Source organism: Streptomyces sp. NPDC048441 (assembly GCF_043200235.1).
GTDB lineage: Bacteria > Actinomycetota > Actinomycetes > Streptomycetales > Streptomycetaceae > Streptomyces.
The window spans coordinates 394,613-410,909 of record NZ_JBICXM010000006.1; the positions used below are offsets into that span (position 1 = coordinate 394,613).

Consider the following 16,297-nt stretch of genomic DNA (forward strand, 5'->3'; position numbering starts at 1 on the left):
GCGTCGTTCACCATGGGTCGTCTTCACGCGCCATGACGACCCATGGCTGTACGTCGAGACTGCCCAGTTCCAGGAGCAGGGCGGACGCGTGATCCGCCTGGACGACAGGACGCTGCGCGAGCCGGACCACAAACCCCTTCCGTACCATGGGCCCCAATACTTCGGGGAGGATCCACCATGGACGAGCTGGCGCCGGACGACGCCCGCGAGATAGCCGGATACCGACTGCGCGCCCGTCTGGGCGAGGGCGGTATGGGCGTGGTCTATCTGTCGCACACGCGCGGCGGCCAGCCCGTGGCTCTGAAGGTCGTACGGCGGGAGTACGCGCAGGACCCCGAGTTCCGGCAACGCTTCACGCAGGAAGTCACCGCCGCCCGCCGCGTCCAAGGGCCCTACACCGCGCCCGTCCTGGACAGCTTCACCGAAGGGCCCGAACCCTGGCTCGCCGTGAGTTACGTCCCCGGGCCCTCCCTCTCCTCCGCCGTGTACGAGCACGGAGTGCTCCCCGTACCGACCGTCCTGCAACTCATGGCCGGCATCGCCGAAGCCCTGCAGAGCGTCCACGCCGCCGGCGTCATCCACCGCGACCTCAAGCCCTCCAACGTCCTGCTGGCCGCCGACGGCCCCCGCGTCATCGACTTCGGCATCGCCCGCGCCGCCGACACCACCGCGCTGACCGGCACGGACGTACGGCTCGGCACGCCCGCCTACATGGCCCCCGAGCAGGCCATGGGCGGCGATGTCACCCCGGCCCTCGACGTCTTCGCGCTCGGCCTCGTGGCGTACTTCGCCGCGACCCGGCAGCATCCGTTCGGCGACGGCTCCTCACATGCGCTGCTCTACCGCATCGTCTCCAACGAGCCCGATCTCTCCGCCTGCCCCGAGCAGTTGCGTCCCCTGATCGCCGCCTGCCTCGCCAAGGAGCCGGGGGCTCGGCCGACCCCGGCCCAGCTCGTCGACGCGTGCGCCTCGCTCGCCGGTACGTCGGGGCTTGCCCGCCAGGAGGGCTGGTGGCTGCCGCCTGCCGTCGCGCAGCAGATCGCGCGGCAGGAGCAGACGATGCGGCTGCACATGGCTTCGGGTGGGCCGGCCTCCGGTGCGCCGGCTTCCCCCGCCGGGCCGCCTTCCTACGCCCCCGCACAGCCGCCGCTGCCGACGCAGCCCGCGCATACGCCGGGGGCGGCTTTCGCCGCTGCCGCGCCGACCTCGCCCGCATACGCGCCGCCCTCCGCCCCGACGACGGGCGGCAAGCGACGCCGTACGCCGCTGATCGCGGCGCTCGCTGTCGTGGGGGTGCTGGCGGTGGGAGGCGGGGGCTTCGCGGCGTACCAGCTCATGGGGAACGAAAAGGAGAACAACTCGGCGGGCGGCAAGACCGGTTCCGGCTCCGAGGCTGGCAGCAAGCCCGGCGGCAGCGACACCGGAGCGGGCGGTGAGGCGTCACCGGAGAAGGCGGCCAACGCGCCGAAGTCCGAGGCGGGGTGGCAGATCAGCGCTCAGAACAAGCCGCTGACCCTGCGAGCACCCAAGTTCGACCCCAACTCCAAGGACGGCGGCCTTGACCACTGCCTGCCGACCGATGCCACCGAGCTCAGCATCAATGACCTGGACCTCAAGACAAGCTCGGGGTACGCGATGACCTCCGGCCCCTACCTCACGTACACGGATTGCGCGGAGCCCCTCAGCATCAATGGCATCCGCCTCGCCGACGGCAGCGGCGCCTTCAGCACCACCACCGAGGAACGCCCCACCCCCAGCGCGTGCCGCGACGGCGCGCGCGAGGCTAATCTGCCCAACCCCATCAAACTGAGCCAGATCAGGAACGACTCGCTCCTCAAGGCGAACACCGGCATCTGCATTGAGTCCAGCGACGGACCCGTCACGCACCTGTGGATCACCAAGGTCAACAAGGAGCCGACGAACGACAATCTCCGCAGCTACGTGGTGACAGCCACCCAGTGGAAGCCCGAGTAGCCCTTGGGGGCCCGAGTAGCCCTTGGGGGCCGGAGCAGAGCCCTTGCTCAGCCGACCTCGTTCTCCGCGACCGCGGTTCCGTGCACCGTCACATCGCCGCCGTAGAACATCCCGGTGAACACCGGGCTGTACGTCAGCTGGACCTCGACCTCGACCTGGTTGGCGTTGGCGGTCACGCAGTGCGTCGCCCCCACGTCCGCACCACGCATACCCGTCGAGCGGGCGAACTCCTTGGCTCGCGCGCCGCAGTTCTCGTAGTTGATGGGCGCGCCCTTGGCACCTTCGTAGATGCCCTCGCGGTCTATGTCCTGCGCCGCGTAACGCGCTGCCTGCTCCGCGATGTCCGCGGCCCGCTCCCGCTTGGAGATGGACAGGCCACCGTCGATGACGAACGCCGACAGCGAGAGGAAGACCAGCGCGAAGATGATGACGGCACCGGCGCCCGAACCACGGTCGTCGAGGCGTTCACGGCGGGCGGCGGCCCAATCTCGTATGCGAGGACTGATGCTCACACCGACCTCCGCAGTGGGTCCAGTGAAGAGCTGAAGCTGGCCTTCAGCGTCGTCTCCATGTCGAGGCCGAGGATGGCCAGGCCTCTTACCTGACAGCTCACTTCGACCGTGAAGAACGTGCCGGACTCGAAGCCCGCGCTCGTCTGGTTGACGTTGACCGGACCGACACACATTCCCTCGAGGTCGGCCTCCGCCGCCGCCTTCGCCTCGGCCATCGCCGTGCCCTGGTTCTTCTGGATCGAACCGGCACGCGCGGCGTCACGCGCCGCCCCGTCAACGCCTCCCCGGGCGTCGACAAGCTGGCCGAAGGCCACCAGGATCAGGATGAAGAGGATCATCACAGGCGCGAGGATGACCACCTCGATGGTCGAGAGCCCTCGATCCGACCTACGGCCCGACGCGCACATCCCGTGGAGGACAGCACGGGCCCATGCTTTCCTCATCAGCCGTCTTCCTCCACGAACCGCTCCACCGGGCCTGCCGACTGCGCGCGCACCGTCATATCAAGGCCGGGAAAGACGGATGGCACCTTCGCGGTGATCTCCACGCCGACCGTGTTCGCCTTCGGCTCGATCACCTTCACGTCCGGGCCGAGCACCAACTTCGGTCCCAGCTGCTGGATGTAGTCGTCGACCACGTCACGCGCGTCGCCCCGCCAACCGCCCGGGTTCGCGTCTGCCGTCGCACGGGCCTTGCGCGCACCCGCCTGGGCCGCGGCCTGGGCGACATGATCCGCGAAGAAGTACAGCGCGAACTGCACCGTCGCGAAGATCATGAAGAAAAGGACCGGAGTGAGCAGCACGAACTCGATCGCGGTCATGCCGGACTCGCCGCGGGTGGAGGCTGCCTCCACCCTGCGGCGTACCCATCGCTTAACGCACCCGTGCACTCTTGGCCGCCTTCGCTCCCCGGTCACCGGCTGATCAGCAGGTGCCGTCCTGGTCAGCGCCCTCGATGCACTTCTTGACGTCGTTCGCGCCGCCCTTCAGCGCTCCGTTGATGACGGCGGCGACCACGCCGACGATCGCCACGACGACCGCCGAGATGATGACCCACTCGACCGCGGACGCACCGCGGTCGAGCTCGCCGGAGCGGGCGCGCTGCACGCGGCCCTGCAAGAAGGTGATCACGAGGTCCAGACCGGGGTTGCCGGTGCTGAAGTTCCGTCCGTTCATGGTGAGTTGTCCTTTCAGGAGTGGGGGGAAGGGTCCCGGGCCACCGACGTTTCGGCCGGCCCGTCCATCGCCGTAAAGATCGCTAGACCTGAAACACGCGCATCGCCGCCGGGAAGATCAGGAAGACCAGGAAGCCCGCGCACAACAGCAGCTGGGCGACGAGCATCGACTGGGATTTCTCACCCGCACTGCCCTCGATCTCGGCCATTTCGCGGTGCCGCATCGTCTCCGCGCGGGAGGCGAGCGACTCGCGCACCTTGGCGCCGTCATCGGCCACCAGGCCGAGAGAAGCGGACAGGTCCTTGAGCTCCTCGACGCCCAGTTGCTCGCCGAGCGCGCCGAGCGCCTGCCACTGGCTGATGCCGGTGATCCGGGCATCGGCCAACGCCGCCCGGATACGCCGTGTCGCCCAGCCGTCGGAGATCTCCGCCGCCGCCATCAGCGCCTCGGGAAGGCCACGCCCGCCCGCCAGGCTCATCGACACCAGGTCCAGATAGGCGCCGATGACGCGACGCAGGTCGCGTCGCTTGTTCGCAGCGTCACGCCGCACTTCGAGGTCGGGCAGAAAGAAGAAGATGGCGCCGAACATCAACGCGAGCCAGACCGGGATGATCGGACTGCTGCCGACGCCGAGCGTCCAGATGACGGCGAACATGAACGGTCCGAAGAAGACCCCCACGGCCGCCAGCAACGTCTTCGTCGCCAGGAACTTCTCCCAGCTGCGGTCGAGCACCGCCAAGTCGGCCCGCAGCGAGCGCTGTTCCCAGCCCTGCTCGAGATAGAACTCGGCGACCCGCGCACCCACCCGGGCCCGCGTCGAATCAATCCGGCCGGAGGCCTTCTTGCCGTCACCGGACGGTGAACGCTGCGCCTCGTAGGCCGCCCCCCGAGCCCGCATGGCGTCAATCCGCGCGACAGTCGCGACCGCACTCCGCTTGGAGGGCATCAGCGCACGCACGAGGGCGTAGATGCCCAGGCCCATGATCGCGCCGATCACTATCGGCATCGTCAGGCTCATCGACGTACCCCCTCAGGATTCGAATAGCCCGGCTGACCAGGCTGACCCGGGCCCTGACCCGGCTGAGGCTGGCCGTACGGGCCCGCCGGGCCCGTCAGCGGCGCCTGCTCGCCCGAAGCGGCACCACCCGCGGGGCCCGCGCCCGGACCCCGCGGACGAACGAACTGCACACCCGGCTCGTCCCGTACCAGGAAGCGGTCCGGGGTCTCCACCGTCGAGAGCTTGCGCAGCCACCAGAAGCCGAGCGCGAACAGACCGCAGACGCACGCGAGTACGAGCTGCCCGACCGCCGTGCCGTACGGCGAGACGAAGTCCCGGTTGAAGATCGACAGACCGAGTACGAACGCGATCGACACCGCCACCACGATCTGCACCGACCGCCGCGTCGACGCCCGCTGTGCCATCACGCGCTGCCGCATGTCGACCTCTTCGCGCGCCGACTTGGCAAGGGCGCCGAGCACCTGCCTCAGCCCCGGCCCACGCAGCTTCGCGTTCAGGATCAGTGCCGCCACGATGATGTCCGCAGACGCGTCATCAATCTCGTCCGCAAGCACCTGGAGCGCCTCGGGCAACGGCGTACGCGCACGCAGCCGGTCCACCAAAGCATCCAGATGCGGCCGCAGCACCGGCGCAGCGGCCCGCGCCGAAGCGGGGATCGCCTGCTCCAGGCCGACCGCGCCCGCGATGGTGTCTCGGAGGGACTCCGTCCACGCGGCCAGCGCCTCGACGCGCTTCATCTGCGCGCGCTCCTCCGAAGCGCCGCCGAACAGCTTGTCCCAGAAGAAGACGAGGATGCCGGACGCGATGCCCGCCACCGCCCAGCGGGTCAGGAGAAGCACCACCAGACCGACGCCGATGGCGAGCGATCCGCGCTGGCCCGCGAACCGGATGAGTTCGCTCATCCGCGCGCTGGCCTTCTGCTTCTCGTGCTCGGGCTTCACCGGCAGGCCGCGCAGCGCGATCGCGAGGACCGCGAGGCCACCGCCGACCGCGATGCCGCAGCCCAGTGCGTACAGGACGGGCAGCGAGAAAAGGCCGCCCATCGAGCCGAGTGAGTTCATGTCGTGCTCACCCCCATTGCCCGGCGGGGCGGTAGCCGAACTGGGCCAGGTCGTCCATGCAGGCGATCGGCGCGTGCGCGACGATCTGCCCGTTCGAGGCCTCCGCGAAGACCTCACTGGACAGGACGCGGCCGTCGACGCCGTTGACCTCGCGGACCGAGGTCACCATGCGCTGGAGCTTGCCGCCGGTCTGGTAGTTGTTGCGCCGCTGGATGAAGACGACGAAGTTGACGGCTCCGGCCACGAGCATCTGGCTCGCCTCGATGGGCAGCCGCTCGGTGGCCTGGAGTGCGTACGTCGAGATGCGGTTGAAGACCTCACTCGAGCTGTTGGCGTGGATCGTGGAGAGCGAGCCGTCGTTGCCCTGCGACATCGCGTTCAGCATGGTCACGATCTCGTCGCCGAGCACCTCACCGACGATGACGCGGGAGGGGTTCATACGGAGCGAACGGCGCACGAGCTCCGCCATCGAAATGGTGCCCTGCCCCTCGGAGTTGGGCAGCCGCTCCTCGAACGCCACCACATTGGGGTGCAGATCGGCGTACTGGTCGAGGCCGAGCTCAAGGGCGCGCTCGACGGTCACCAGACGCTCGTGCGGCGGGATCTCGTTCGCGAGCGCCCTCAGCAGCGTGGTCTTTCCGGCGTTGGTCGCGCCCGCGATCATGATGTTCTTGCGGGCCCGCACCGCGCATGCCATGAAGTGCGCGACCTCGGGAGTCACCGTGCCGTTGCCGACCAGGTCCGACATGAAGACCTTGCCCATGCGGGCACGTCGGATGGAGAGCGCGGGGCGTCGCGTGACGTCCATGACGGCCGACAGACGCGAGCCGTCGGGCAGCCGGAGGTCGAGCTGCGGGTTCGCGGAGTCGAAGGGGCGCGAGGAGAGGCCGGAGTAGGCGCCGAGGATCTGGATGAGCTCGATGAGCTCCTCGTCGGTCTCGGCGACCGGGTCCGCCTTGGCCTCGCGGCCGTCGGCGTATCCGACGAAGACCTGGTCGTACCCGTTGATGTCGATGTTCTCGACTTCCGGGTCGTCGAGCAGCGGCTGGAGCCGGCCGACGCCGAAGAGCGCGGCGTGCACGGCGGCCGCGTACTTCTCCTCGGTGTCCGCGTCCAGCGGGGTGCGCCCGGCGTTGATCTCTATCCGGGCGTACTCCTCCAGTATCTGGGCGATGACGGCACGGGCGTACTGCCGCTCGTCCTCGCCCGACATGGGGGTGACGCCGGAGACCTGGTCCAGGCGGCGCTGCTCGGCGATGCGGTCACCGGCGTCCTGCCGGAACCGCTTCACGAGCTGGTGATCGACGGGAACGGTCATCGGCCTGCCCCGTGCGTGCCATGCGTACCGTGTCCGCCGTGCGTGCCGTGTCCGCCGTGCGTACCCGCGGTCGGGTTCGTCCAGGCGGCGCCGTACTGCTGGTACAGGTCGGAGGTCACCTTGCGGGCCGAGCGGATCAGCATCGACTTGTCGAGACGGCCGCGCTTGCGACCCGCCAACTGCTCGGCGCCCGCCGGGTCCTCGGCGAGCGTGCCGACGACGCGTGCGCCGGTCTGCGCGGCCATCAGCATGTCGTTGACCTGGTGGACGAGCTTGGCGGACGTCGACGGTTCGGCGATCAGGAGTACGCCGATGAGCGGGGTCGCGAGCGACGCGGCGCCACGGGATCCGCCGTGCAGCTTGGTGGCCAGGGCGGCGGCACGGTCACGTACGCGGGCGATGGCCTCGGGCTCGGTCCGCGAGATGAGCAGCACGAGGGCGGCTTGCGGGAAGAGCTCGACGGCAGGAGTGTCCCCACTGATGCGACCACAATCGGCGATCACATCGGCGGGCGCGTGCGGGGAGTCGGCGAGCTGGGAGAAGGCACGGCCGAGGGTGGGCCAGAGCCCCGCGAGACCGGCGGCCTGCTCGGCCACTCCGAGCCCGACGAGGACCTCTAGCCCACCGGCCAACGGCTGGGTGTGGTCCCAGAGTTGGTCGGGTACGAGGCCTCGGCGTGCGGTGGCCGCGATGCTGAGCATCCCGGTGTTGGGGTTGAGCGGTCCGCCGTGCGCGGCGGCACTGCGGTAGACGAGGTCGCCACCGGCGGGGTCGGTCTCCGCGACGAGTACGCGGCGCGGCCAGACGGCAGCGAGCGCGACGGCCGCGGTGGTGACTCCGGGAGACCCCTTGTCAGCGGCGAGAGCAATGAGCGCCATGTCTCTTCTACTCGCCTCTAGTTGCCGTTGGGAGACACTTGGACGAGCGCGACGGCACCGGCGGACGCTGCCCTGGTGACGGCGGCGGCGTCGGCGGTGTCGACGAGGAGCGTGACGCCGAGGGCGCCGGTGCTCACGGTCGAGTCGCTCTTGTCCGCGATGGAGCTGACGCGGGCGGCGGACACGATCGGCGAGTCACTCGCACTCGATCCGGCCGAACCGCCGGTCGCCTTGTCGTCACTGCCGGCGGGGGCGTCGTCGCCGACCTGGTAGACGTCCACGCTGTCGCCTGCCTTCAGCCCGTCCGCGGGGTACTGGCCCTCCTTGAGGGCGACACCGACGGCGGACTTGCCCGCGGGCAGGCCGCTCTTGCTGGAGAACATCTCGCCCACGGCCACCGCACCCTTGGGGATGGTGTTCGTGGCCTTGAGCTTCTTCAGGCCGTCGACCTGGGACCACTTCACGTAGTTGATGCTCGCGTCGTCGGCGACCATGACGGAGGTGACATTGCTGTCACTCACCGACTCGCCCGCCGCGATCTCTTGCGTCACCTTCACGACCTCTACGCGCTCTCCGGCGCGCAGCACGAGGACGGTAGCGCCGAGGGCACCGATCAGGATGAGCAGAACGGCCAGGGCGGCGAGTGCCGGTTTGCGCTCGCGAGGCGGCGCGGGAAGGCGCTCACCGACCGCTGGCTGAACCGGCGCGGCGGAACGGCTGTTGCCCGCCCCCGTACGCTCTTGGATCTTCACGCAACTGCTCCCCGCACGCCCAAGAAGTTTCGGTCATTTTCGGACACTCGCGACTCTCTCGCCCGCCTCGGGCGGGCTATTCAGCCCCAGGCACAGTGTCAAGTCATCGCACCGTATCAGCAGCACATAAGCCCCTCAAGGCGCGCTGAGACTGCCGGAGCCCGCCCGCCTCATCGTTATTCACGCGCAATCCATGCTCCATGGTTCCCACGCATTCCCGGATCGCGGAAGGGGGCGGGGATGTGCGTACGCGAATGAACGCCCTTTGCGCAACGGGCGGCGCGGTGCGGGGCGATGAGGGACACCGACCGATCCGTGACTAACCGGACCGCTGATCCATCAACCGCACGGATGACGCCGGAAGGGGCGGGGCCGGTTCCCTGAGGACGGCCAGTTCCCCGAAGGACGGCCAGTTCCCCGAAGGACAGCCAGTTCCCTAAGGGCGGCCAGTTCCCCGAAGGACAGCCAGTTCCCTAAGGGCGGCCGATGAACCCCAGCCCCTTGTCCCTCATCTCACAGTCCGGCGCAAGGGCCGCGCGGCGAAAGCTCACCGATCGAGCAATCGAGTGACCGAGCGGAAGCGGCGGCAGGGTCCCGCGCCGGAAACTCCTGCTCACGAAAGAGAAATTCAACCCCCATGAGACTTTCCTTTCCCTCCTTTCCCTCCTTTCCCTCCCTTCCCTCACGCACACGACGCGGCTCGGGCAAGACCTTGGCAGCGACGGCGGGCGTAGCGACAGCGACGCTGGCCCTGCTGGCGACAGGCACCCCTGCCGCGCACGCCATCATCGGCGGCACCGAAGTCTCCAACGACGCCTACCCGTGCATGGTGGCCGTCATGGACAAGGGCCAGGGCAGCGCGCTTGACCGCCAGTTCTGCGGCGGCAGCCTCGTCACCGCGGACACGGTGATGACGGCGGCGCACTGCCTGGTCGACGACGCGGGCAAGCCCGTGAGCCCGAAGAAGCTACAGATGGCGGTGGGCCGCACGGTCCTCTCCTCCTCCGGCCAGGGCCAGATCCGCAACGCCGCGAAGGGCGGAGTGGTCGTTCACCCCCGCTACCTCAAGGGCCAGGAGGCGTACGACGTAGCGTTCATCCAACTCAGCAAGCCGGTGAAAGGCATCAGCCCGATCGCCCTCCCCACCCAAGGCACGGACGCCCTGATCCGCCCGGGTCAGAAGGCCACGGTCACGGGCTGGGGCAACACGGACGCAGAACTCCCCAACACCCCGGACCGCCTGCGCCAGGTAAAGGTCCCGATCCTCTCGCACGCGGAATGCGGGACGAGTTACGGGGAGTACAACTCAAAGGTCAACTTCTGCGCGGGAGTTGAGACGAAGGACTCCTGCCAGGGCGACAGCGGCGGCCCCATCTTCCGCAACGTCCCCGGCCGCAGGGCCCCGATCCAGATCGGCGTCGTCTCGTACGGGGACGGCTGCGGGGCGCAGGGCGCTCCGGGTGTGTACACGTCCCTGAGCTCATCGAAGCTGTGGAAGACGCTGGATGAATCACCGGCGGGCAAGAAGGTCAAGCGGACGATGAACCGCCGCTGATCCGCTGCGCTGACTGCAGTGCGCGGTGTGCCGGCCGACATCGACCGGTACACCGCGCGCGACAAAACCTTCACTTCCCGGTGAAGTGAATCCCAGCGAAACCATCTGCCACTTAAGTAGCGTCAGATGGCGTGAAGAACCCTCGCCCCACCGGGAGTCCTACGTGAACCGCAGTCGTGTCCTGCCTGGAGCCGTCTCGCTGACGGCTGCCGCCGCTCTCCTGCTCACGGGGTGCGGGGGTGACGACAGTGACTCCTCCGGGAAGGGCAAGGCTTCCGGGGGCGCAGACGCGGAGAAGAGTGCCTCGCCGAGCGCGAAGAGGAGCGAGGCGCCCGCGATCGAGCGGCCCGCGATGAAGTTCCCCTCCGACGTACGTCTGGTCTTCGAGAAGAATGAGCTGTCCGACCCGGACCAGGCCGCCGCGCTGAACGACGCCCAGAATTACGCGCGTTCAACCGTCTACGGAATCGTCGAGCAGGACCCGGAGAACTCCGCGTACAAGTTCTACTCGGAGGCGGGCAGTGATGCCCGCGAGTACGCGAAGTCCCAGATCAGGAATCATTCCTCGGCCGACTTCAGCGTCGCGGGCGAGCGATCCCACAGCGATGCGAAAGTGCAGCCGGGCGAGGGCGCGGACAAGAAGGGCATGGTCGTCACCTTCTGCTCCGACGAGAGCAAGATGAGCGGCAAGGATCTCCGGACAAAAGAGAAGATCCCCTTCGAACCGGGCCCCAAGAATTACTGGCTCTGGCGGATTGAGATGGTCCCCTCGAAGAGCACCGACGGCCTCTGGCTCGCTCAGAAGGCCAAGGTCGAGGACGAGGCTGCGCAGTGCCGGTGAGCGTTGCTCGTATTCGCCAGTCGGATTCGGCAAGGTCGACTCTGGCGAAACCATTGACCACTTCAGTACCGTCTGATGGCTTGCAGAACCGTCGCCCCACCGGGAGTCCTACGTGAACCGCAGTCGCACCCTGCCCGTCGCCGCCGTTTCGATGGCGGCTGCCGCTGCTCTCCTCTTGACCGCGTGCGGGGGCGGGGACAGCAAGGATTCGGGCAGCGACAAGATCCCGGGGGCCGGTTCCGGTGACACCAAGAAGGGCACCTCGCCGAGCCCTGAAGCCGGCGGGGCTTCGGAGATCGACCGGCCGGAGATGAAGTTCCCGTCCGACGTCGATCTTGTCTTCGGCAAGGTCAACCTGTCGGACCCGGACCAGGTGGCGGCGCTGAACGACGCCCAGAATTACGCGCGGGCCATTGAGTACGGAATCGTCAAGCAGGATGCGGACGACGCCGCGTACAAGTTCTACTCGGAGATCGGCAGCCCGGCGCAGACGTACGCGAAGAAGCAGATCAAGGACCACATCGACGCCGGTTACACCGTCACCGGTGAGCGCCGGTACACGGACGTGAAGGTGCAGACCGTCACGGAGAAGAAGACCGTCGCCGTCACCTTCTGCACCAATGACAACAAGCTCTTCGGCAAGGAAGTCAAAACCAAGAAGGTGCTCCGCACCAAGCCGAGCATCAAGGATTACTCCTCCTGGCAGATCTCGATGACTGCCGCCAAGAGCACCAAGGGACTGTGGCGGGCCGACCTCGTCAAGGTGGAGGGCGAATCTCAGCAATGCATGGGATAACGGGGATAACGGGGGATAGGTATGCGTAAGCCACTTATTGTGTCGGCTGTTTGCGGCTCACTGGTCCTGTTGGCGGGCACTCCCGCGATGGCGGCGGACCCCGTCAAAATCGACAGCCAGGGTTCCAAGGGTCCCGACCACACGGTCGCCGCCCAGGCCAAGATCACCTACAAGTCCACCGGCACCTCTCCTGGCGGCGGCACGGTCACGTCAGTCGACCCCAATTGGACACCGCCGCCCTGCTGGTACGCCCCGGAGTGGAAGGCCGGCGAGTTCGCGAAGTTCCGCGACCGGATGTACTTCACCGCGAGGCACGACCCCGGCGCTCCACGGGATGCCCTGAAGGACATGTCCGACGAGAACCACGCCTACGCCAAGGACAACTACAACATCGACAAGGAGAAGAAAGGGATGTGGTGGGGCGCCCAGTTCAGCCCCGACGCCACGGTCGCTGAACAGGCGAAGTGCACCGATCCCCCCTTCTGGGTCGACAACGGCGAGATCCCGGACGTCCCGAACGCCATCAGCCCGGAGATCCTCGCCAAACTCGCCTACAACCAGATCAAGGTCCCCGGCACCAAGGTCACCCTCGCCCCCGACGGCCCCTCCAAGGTCAACCTCCCCACTTGGGCCTGGCTCGACAAGGGTGACTTCAAGCCCGTGTCCGTGACCGCCTCGCTCGACGCCCCCGGGCTGCACATCGAGGCGACGACCGTCGCGAAGCCCGTCGCGCTCAGCATCAAGCCCGGTACGGAAGACGCCACGCTGCTCCCCGCATCCGGCAAGTGCGAGATGAACGACGACGGTTCGATCGGCGAGCCGTACGCGAAGGGCAAGTCGAAGCAGACGCCGCCCTGCGGCGTCACCTACCAACGCTCGTCGGGCAACGGCACGTTCAACCTCCAGGCCACCGCCACCTGGGAGATCACCTGGACCGGCACGGGCGGCGCGGGCGGCGACCTCCCCAACGGCGAGTACGGCAACGACCAGCCGATCACCGTCGAGGAGATTCAGTCCATCAACCGGTGATCAGCCACTGACAAGGGGCGGCTCGTCGCGCAGACGGACTCTGGTGCAGTCGAGCAGGTCCGCCGACTCGACTGCGCCTGGTACCCACTCCGCGATGAGACACGGGGCCGCCGCGCCATTCGACCCGCTCCCCGCTTCCTCAGCCTCAGCCTCAGCGACGTCCAACTCGCATTCGACGTCCACCCACCGTCCACCGGCAACGCCACCCCGTTGATGAACCCGCTCCGCCGCCCGTCCGCCAGAAACGCCGTCGCCTGCGCGATTCCTCGGGGGACGCGAAACGGGCCATCGGGACGCGGTCCGTGATGTCGGCGTCCGCATAGCCGCCGGCGCTTGGTCCGCCGCGTCCATTTCCGTCTTCACCCACCCTGGACAGACCGCGTTCGCACGTACGCCCCGGCCGCCCCTCTCCGCCACCAACGTCCGTGTGAGGCCGATCAGTCCGTGCTTGCGCGCGTTGTACGCGGCGCGGTCCGCGACGCCGTGGAGGCTCGCGATCGTGGCGACGTTCACGATCGAGCCGCTGCCCGCCTCAACCATCAGCGTGCCGAGCGCCCGCGAGAGCAGGAACGGGCCCGTGAGGTTCACCTCCAGGCCCCGTCGCCACTCCTCCGCGGTCGTGTCCTCGGCGGGGGAAGGCAGCCGGTGTTTTCGGTTCCTCAGCCTCTGCGTCACGACACTATGACAGTCCGACGGGATGAGTCGACTTGCCCCGCTATCAACCCTGGCGGAACCAACAACCCCACAGATAACGTCGGGCCTTTGGAGACCCCCTCGCCCCACCGGGAGCCGACTGTGAACCGCCGCACCATGCCCGTCACCGCCGCGCTCGCCGCGACCGCAGCCCTGCTCCTGACGGCCTGTGGCAGCGGGGACGACGGCGATTCCAAGGACAAGGACAACATCGCGGGAGCCGACCAGGGCGACGCGAAGAAGTCCGCCTCACCGAGCGCATCAGCTGAGGACAGCGCCGACCGCCCGAAGGTGACGCTGCCCAAGGACGACGTACTCGTCTTTGAGGGCGGCAAGACGGGCGACGCGAAGAAGGATGCCGTGCTCGCGGACAACGCCGCGCGCCACCGCGCCATCGACGCCGCCATCATCAAGGGTGATCCGAGCTCCGAGGCCGTCCAGTTCTACTCGGAGGGCGACGGCGCGACCAGCGCTGTCGCGTGGATCAAGTCGGTTGTGGACGACGGCTACTCCGTCACTGGAACAGTCCGGTTCTTCGACCGCGCCGTGGCGCTCCGCGAGGACGGATCCGCACGTCTCACGTACTGCGGCGACGAGAGCAAGTGGTTCGGCAAGGACCGGGAGACCAACAAGACCGACAAGACTCCGGTGACGAAGAAGTCCTATGTCTTCTACGACGCCAGCCTCAAGCTCAGCGCCAAGGGTGTGTGGAAGACCACCGCCGTCACGTCGGAACGGGGAGCCAGTCAGTGCCAGCCGTAGAACGGCCCTTGAGGGCTACCGCACTTGTATGTGCCGTCATTGGCATCTCGATCATCCCCAGCAACGCCTTTGCCGACGGGCCCGGTGGCGGATCAGAGGGCAATGTCGAGCAGTCCGGTGAGAAGAACGACGAAGAGATAGCCTCTGTCGTCCGCTTCGACCTGTCCCGCAACGGCACAGGCAAAGACAGCGGCCCAATGGCGGTCTCATCCTCCGACTGGACCCCGCCCCCTTGCTGGTACGAGCCCAAGTACACGCCTGATCAGCTCAAGGCGGACCACCAGAAGACGAAGAACCTCCCCCACGCCAGTGGGCTCGGCGAAGCGGTCCGCGCCTTCGAGAAGCACTACGTCGAAGGCCACCCCTACAAGAACTACAACATGGCCAAAAAGGGCAAGGGCATGTTCTGGGACCGTGCCTCCCTTCCCTACGAAGAGGGCGGCGACATCTTCGCCTGCGAGAAGCCGCCCTTCTGGGTCGACAACGGCGAGCCCCCGAACGTCGAGAACGCGGTCACGCCCGAGGTCCTCGCCGAACTCGCCTACGCGAAGATCAAGATTCCCGGCACAAAGGTCACACTCGCTCCGGAGAACGTCACGAAGGTGAACCTCCACACCTGGGCCTGGCTGGACAAGGCGGAATTCAAGCCCGTCTCGGTGACCGCCTCGCTCAACGCCGGTGGTCAGAACATCGAGGCCACGACCACCGCCGAACCGCAGTCCCTCAAGATCGAGCCCGGCACGAAGGACGCGCAGAGCCACCCCGCTTCCGGGGAGTGCGCCATCAACAAGGACGGCAGCATCGGCTCCCCGTATGTTCGCGGCAACGCCAAGAAGACCCCGCCGTGCGGCGTGACCTACCTCCGCTCGTCCGGCGACGGAACGTACGAACTCAAGGCCACCATCACGTGGAAGGTCACCTGGAAGGGCACAGGCGTCCCCGGCGGAAACCTCCCCGCGGGCACCTTCGGCACCACCCAGAACATCAAGGTCGAGGAAATCCAGTCCATCAACCGGTGAGCGGACAACACACTGAGCCTCTTCCAACCTCATGCTGATGCTGCGAGGTGGAGGGCGAGGACAGCTTTGACTGCCCAGGTGCGGATGCCAGCTGTCGTGAGTGCGTCGATGCGCCGCCAGGCGACGGGAGAGGTAGTCGAGGGTCGAACTGGACAGATCGATCGCCGATCGGTAGACAAGCACATGGAGCTCCGGCGGATATGGGTGATCTTGGTCGAGAACCCGTCTACCAGGAGCTCCGACCCTTCGTGCAGTCCCCGGTACAGGTGCTCCCCGTGCCTGTCGACACCCAGGAGAGCCGGTGCGGCGCTTCGAGATCATTACGGCGCTGTCGGCCCCTCCTGATCAGGTGTTTGATGCCTGTCTCGATGTGGAGGCGCACACCCGATCGATGGCCTCCTCCTCCGAACGGGCCGTAGCGGGCATTACCCGGGGCTCTCTGACGCTCGGCCAGTCCGTCACCTTCCAAGCCCGCCACTTCGGCGTGACATGGCGACTTACTGCCCGGATCACCTCCTGGGAGCCATCGCGGCACTTCGTCGACGAGCAAGTGGCCGGCCCGTTCAAAGAGTGGCGCCATGCGCACACCTTCGAACCGGACGGCAGGGGCGGCACCGTTATGACCGATGCCATCGAGTTCGCCTCCCCACTTGGAGTCCTCGGGCGCATCGCAGACCGCGCTGTCCTGAGCTGGTACATGCCAAGGCTGATCAAGTCCCGCAACGCCTACCTGTCTACAATCCTCTGACGCAGCCTCGGCACCGAGGAACGCCCCGAGGCCAGCCCAAATCCTCATCGTCCAGGTTGGAAATGGCCCACTGGCTGACTGAGTCGCTTCCGACCCTCACGGCGCCACGACCAGGACCGCCCAAGGGGGCGCCCAGGGGCAGGGAGGGGATCCGGCACCAGCTCCG

General features: G+C 67.6%; 19 protein-coding genes. 8 read left to right on the top strand and 11 right to left on the bottom strand.

Annotated features, from left to right (window positions below; translation table 11 throughout):
* Positions 1–7: 7 nt before the first annotated feature.
* Positions 8–148, bottom strand: a complete 141-nt coding sequence (locus ACGFSB_RS18090; protein ID WP_393399830.1) for a hypothetical protein — start codon at positions 146–148, stop codon at positions 8–10.
* A gap of 29 nt (positions 149–177) precedes the next feature.
* On the opposite strand from ACGFSB_RS18090, the gene ACGFSB_RS18095 reads away from it, so the two are divergent.
* Positions 178–1,974 (top strand): serine/threonine protein kinase, encoded by a 1,797-nt coding sequence (locus ACGFSB_RS18095; RefSeq protein WP_393399832.1) that lies wholly within the window; start codon positions 178–180, stop codon positions 1,972–1,974.
* Between the two features lie 47 nt (positions 1,975–2,021).
* On the opposite strand, the gene ACGFSB_RS18100 is transcribed toward ACGFSB_RS18095, so the two are convergent.
* The 9 genes from ACGFSB_RS18100 to ACGFSB_RS18140 form a co-directional block, all read right to left on the bottom strand.
* Complete coding sequence (locus ACGFSB_RS18100) at positions 2,022–2,486, bottom strand: TadE/TadG family type IV pilus assembly protein (protein ID WP_393399835.1); 465 nt, start codon at positions 2,484–2,486, stop codon at positions 2,022–2,024.
* A complete protein-coding gene (locus ACGFSB_RS18105; RefSeq protein ID WP_393399837.1) occupies positions 2,483–2,929 on the bottom strand; it encodes a TadE/TadG family type IV pilus assembly protein in 447 nt (148 codons plus the stop codon). The genes ACGFSB_RS18100 and ACGFSB_RS18105 overlap by 4 nt, the downstream gene beginning before the upstream one ends.
* Positions 2,929–3,306 (bottom strand): TadE family protein, encoded by a 378-nt coding sequence (locus tag ACGFSB_RS18110; protein WP_393399840.1) that lies wholly within the window; start codon positions 3,304–3,306, stop codon positions 2,929–2,931. Before ACGFSB_RS18110 ends, ACGFSB_RS18105 begins: the two co-directional genes overlap by 1 nt.
* Before the next feature lie 103 nt (positions 3,307–3,409).
* Positions 3,410–3,661: a hypothetical protein gene (locus ACGFSB_RS18115; RefSeq protein WP_393399842.1), complete on the bottom strand. Its 252-nt coding sequence runs from the start codon at positions 3,659–3,661 to the stop codon at positions 3,410–3,412.
* A gap of 82 nt (positions 3,662–3,743) precedes the next feature.
* Positions 3,744–4,679: a type II secretion system F family protein gene (locus ACGFSB_RS18120; protein ID WP_393399844.1), complete on the bottom strand. Its 936-nt coding sequence runs from the start codon at positions 4,677–4,679 to the stop codon at positions 3,744–3,746.
* Positions 4,676–5,740: a type II secretion system F family protein gene (locus tag ACGFSB_RS18125; protein ID WP_393399847.1), complete on the bottom strand. Its 1,065-nt coding sequence runs from the start codon at positions 5,738–5,740 to the stop codon at positions 4,676–4,678. Before ACGFSB_RS18125 ends, ACGFSB_RS18120 begins: the two co-directional genes overlap by 4 nt.
* Before the next feature lie 7 nt (positions 5,741–5,747).
* Positions 5,748–7,058: a CpaF family protein gene (locus ACGFSB_RS18130; protein ID WP_393399850.1), complete on the bottom strand. Its 1,311-nt coding sequence runs from the start codon at positions 7,056–7,058 to the stop codon at positions 5,748–5,750.
* Positions 7,055–7,936 (bottom strand): hypothetical protein, encoded by an 882-nt coding sequence (locus ACGFSB_RS18135; RefSeq protein WP_393399852.1) that lies wholly within the window; start codon positions 7,934–7,936, stop codon positions 7,055–7,057. The genes ACGFSB_RS18130 and ACGFSB_RS18135 overlap by 4 nt, the downstream gene beginning before the upstream one ends.
* Positions 7,937–7,953: 17 nt before the next feature.
* A complete protein-coding gene (locus tag ACGFSB_RS18140; protein WP_393399854.1) occupies positions 7,954–8,688 on the bottom strand; it encodes an RcpC/CpaB family pilus assembly protein in 735 nt (244 codons plus the stop codon).
* Between the two features lie 712 nt (positions 8,689–9,400).
* On the opposite strand from ACGFSB_RS18140, the gene ACGFSB_RS18145 reads away from it, so the two are divergent.
* The 4 genes from ACGFSB_RS18145 (at position 9,401) to ACGFSB_RS18160 (ending at position 12,909) form a co-directional block, all read left to right on the top strand.
* A complete protein-coding gene (locus ACGFSB_RS18145) occupies positions 9,401–10,243 on the top strand; it encodes a S1 family peptidase (RefSeq protein WP_393399856.1) in 843 nt (280 codons plus the stop codon).
* A 163-nt stretch (positions 10,244–10,406) separates the two neighbouring features.
* Positions 10,407–11,084: a hypothetical protein gene (locus ACGFSB_RS18150; protein WP_393399859.1), complete on the top strand. Its 678-nt coding sequence runs from the start codon at positions 10,407–10,409 to the stop codon at positions 11,082–11,084.
* A 112-nt stretch (positions 11,085–11,196) separates the two neighbouring features.
* Entirely contained in the window at positions 11,197–11,880 is a 684-nt protein-coding gene (locus ACGFSB_RS18155; protein WP_393399861.1) for a hypothetical protein, read from the top strand.
* A gap of 69 nt (positions 11,881–11,949) precedes the next feature.
* A complete protein-coding gene (locus ACGFSB_RS18160; protein WP_393399863.1) occupies positions 11,950–12,909 on the top strand; it encodes a hypothetical protein in 960 nt (319 codons plus the stop codon).
* Here the strand turns inward: ACGFSB_RS18160 and ACGFSB_RS18165 are convergent, their stop codons facing one another.
* The gene (locus tag ACGFSB_RS18165) at positions 12,910–13,584 is read right to left on the bottom strand and encodes an SDR family NAD(P)-dependent oxidoreductase (RefSeq protein WP_393399865.1); all 675 of its coding nucleotides are present in this window, start codon (positions 13,582–13,584) and stop codon (positions 12,910–12,912) included.
* A 120-nt stretch (positions 13,585–13,704) separates the two neighbouring features.
* Here ACGFSB_RS18165 and ACGFSB_RS18170 point away from each other — a divergent pair, with 120 nt between their 5' ends.
* The 3 genes from ACGFSB_RS18170 (at position 13,705) to ACGFSB_RS18180 (ending at position 16,131) form a co-directional block, all read left to right on the top strand.
* Positions 13,705–14,364: a hypothetical protein gene (locus ACGFSB_RS18170; protein ID WP_393399867.1), complete on the top strand. Its 660-nt coding sequence runs from the start codon at positions 13,705–13,707 to the stop codon at positions 14,362–14,364.
* Positions 14,352–15,383 carry a hypothetical protein gene (locus tag ACGFSB_RS18175; protein ID WP_393399870.1) on the top strand — a complete coding sequence of 344 codons (1,032 nt, stop codon included), beginning with the start codon at positions 14,352–14,354 and terminating at the stop codon, positions 15,381–15,383. Before ACGFSB_RS18170 ends, ACGFSB_RS18175 begins: the two co-directional genes overlap by 13 nt.
* A gap of 301 nt (positions 15,384–15,684) precedes the next feature.
* Positions 15,685–16,131 carry an SRPBCC family protein gene (locus ACGFSB_RS18180; RefSeq protein ID WP_393399872.1) on the top strand — a complete coding sequence of 149 codons (447 nt, stop codon included), beginning with the start codon at positions 15,685–15,687 and terminating at the stop codon, positions 16,129–16,131.
* The last annotated feature ends 166 nt before the right edge of the window (positions 16,132–16,297 follow it).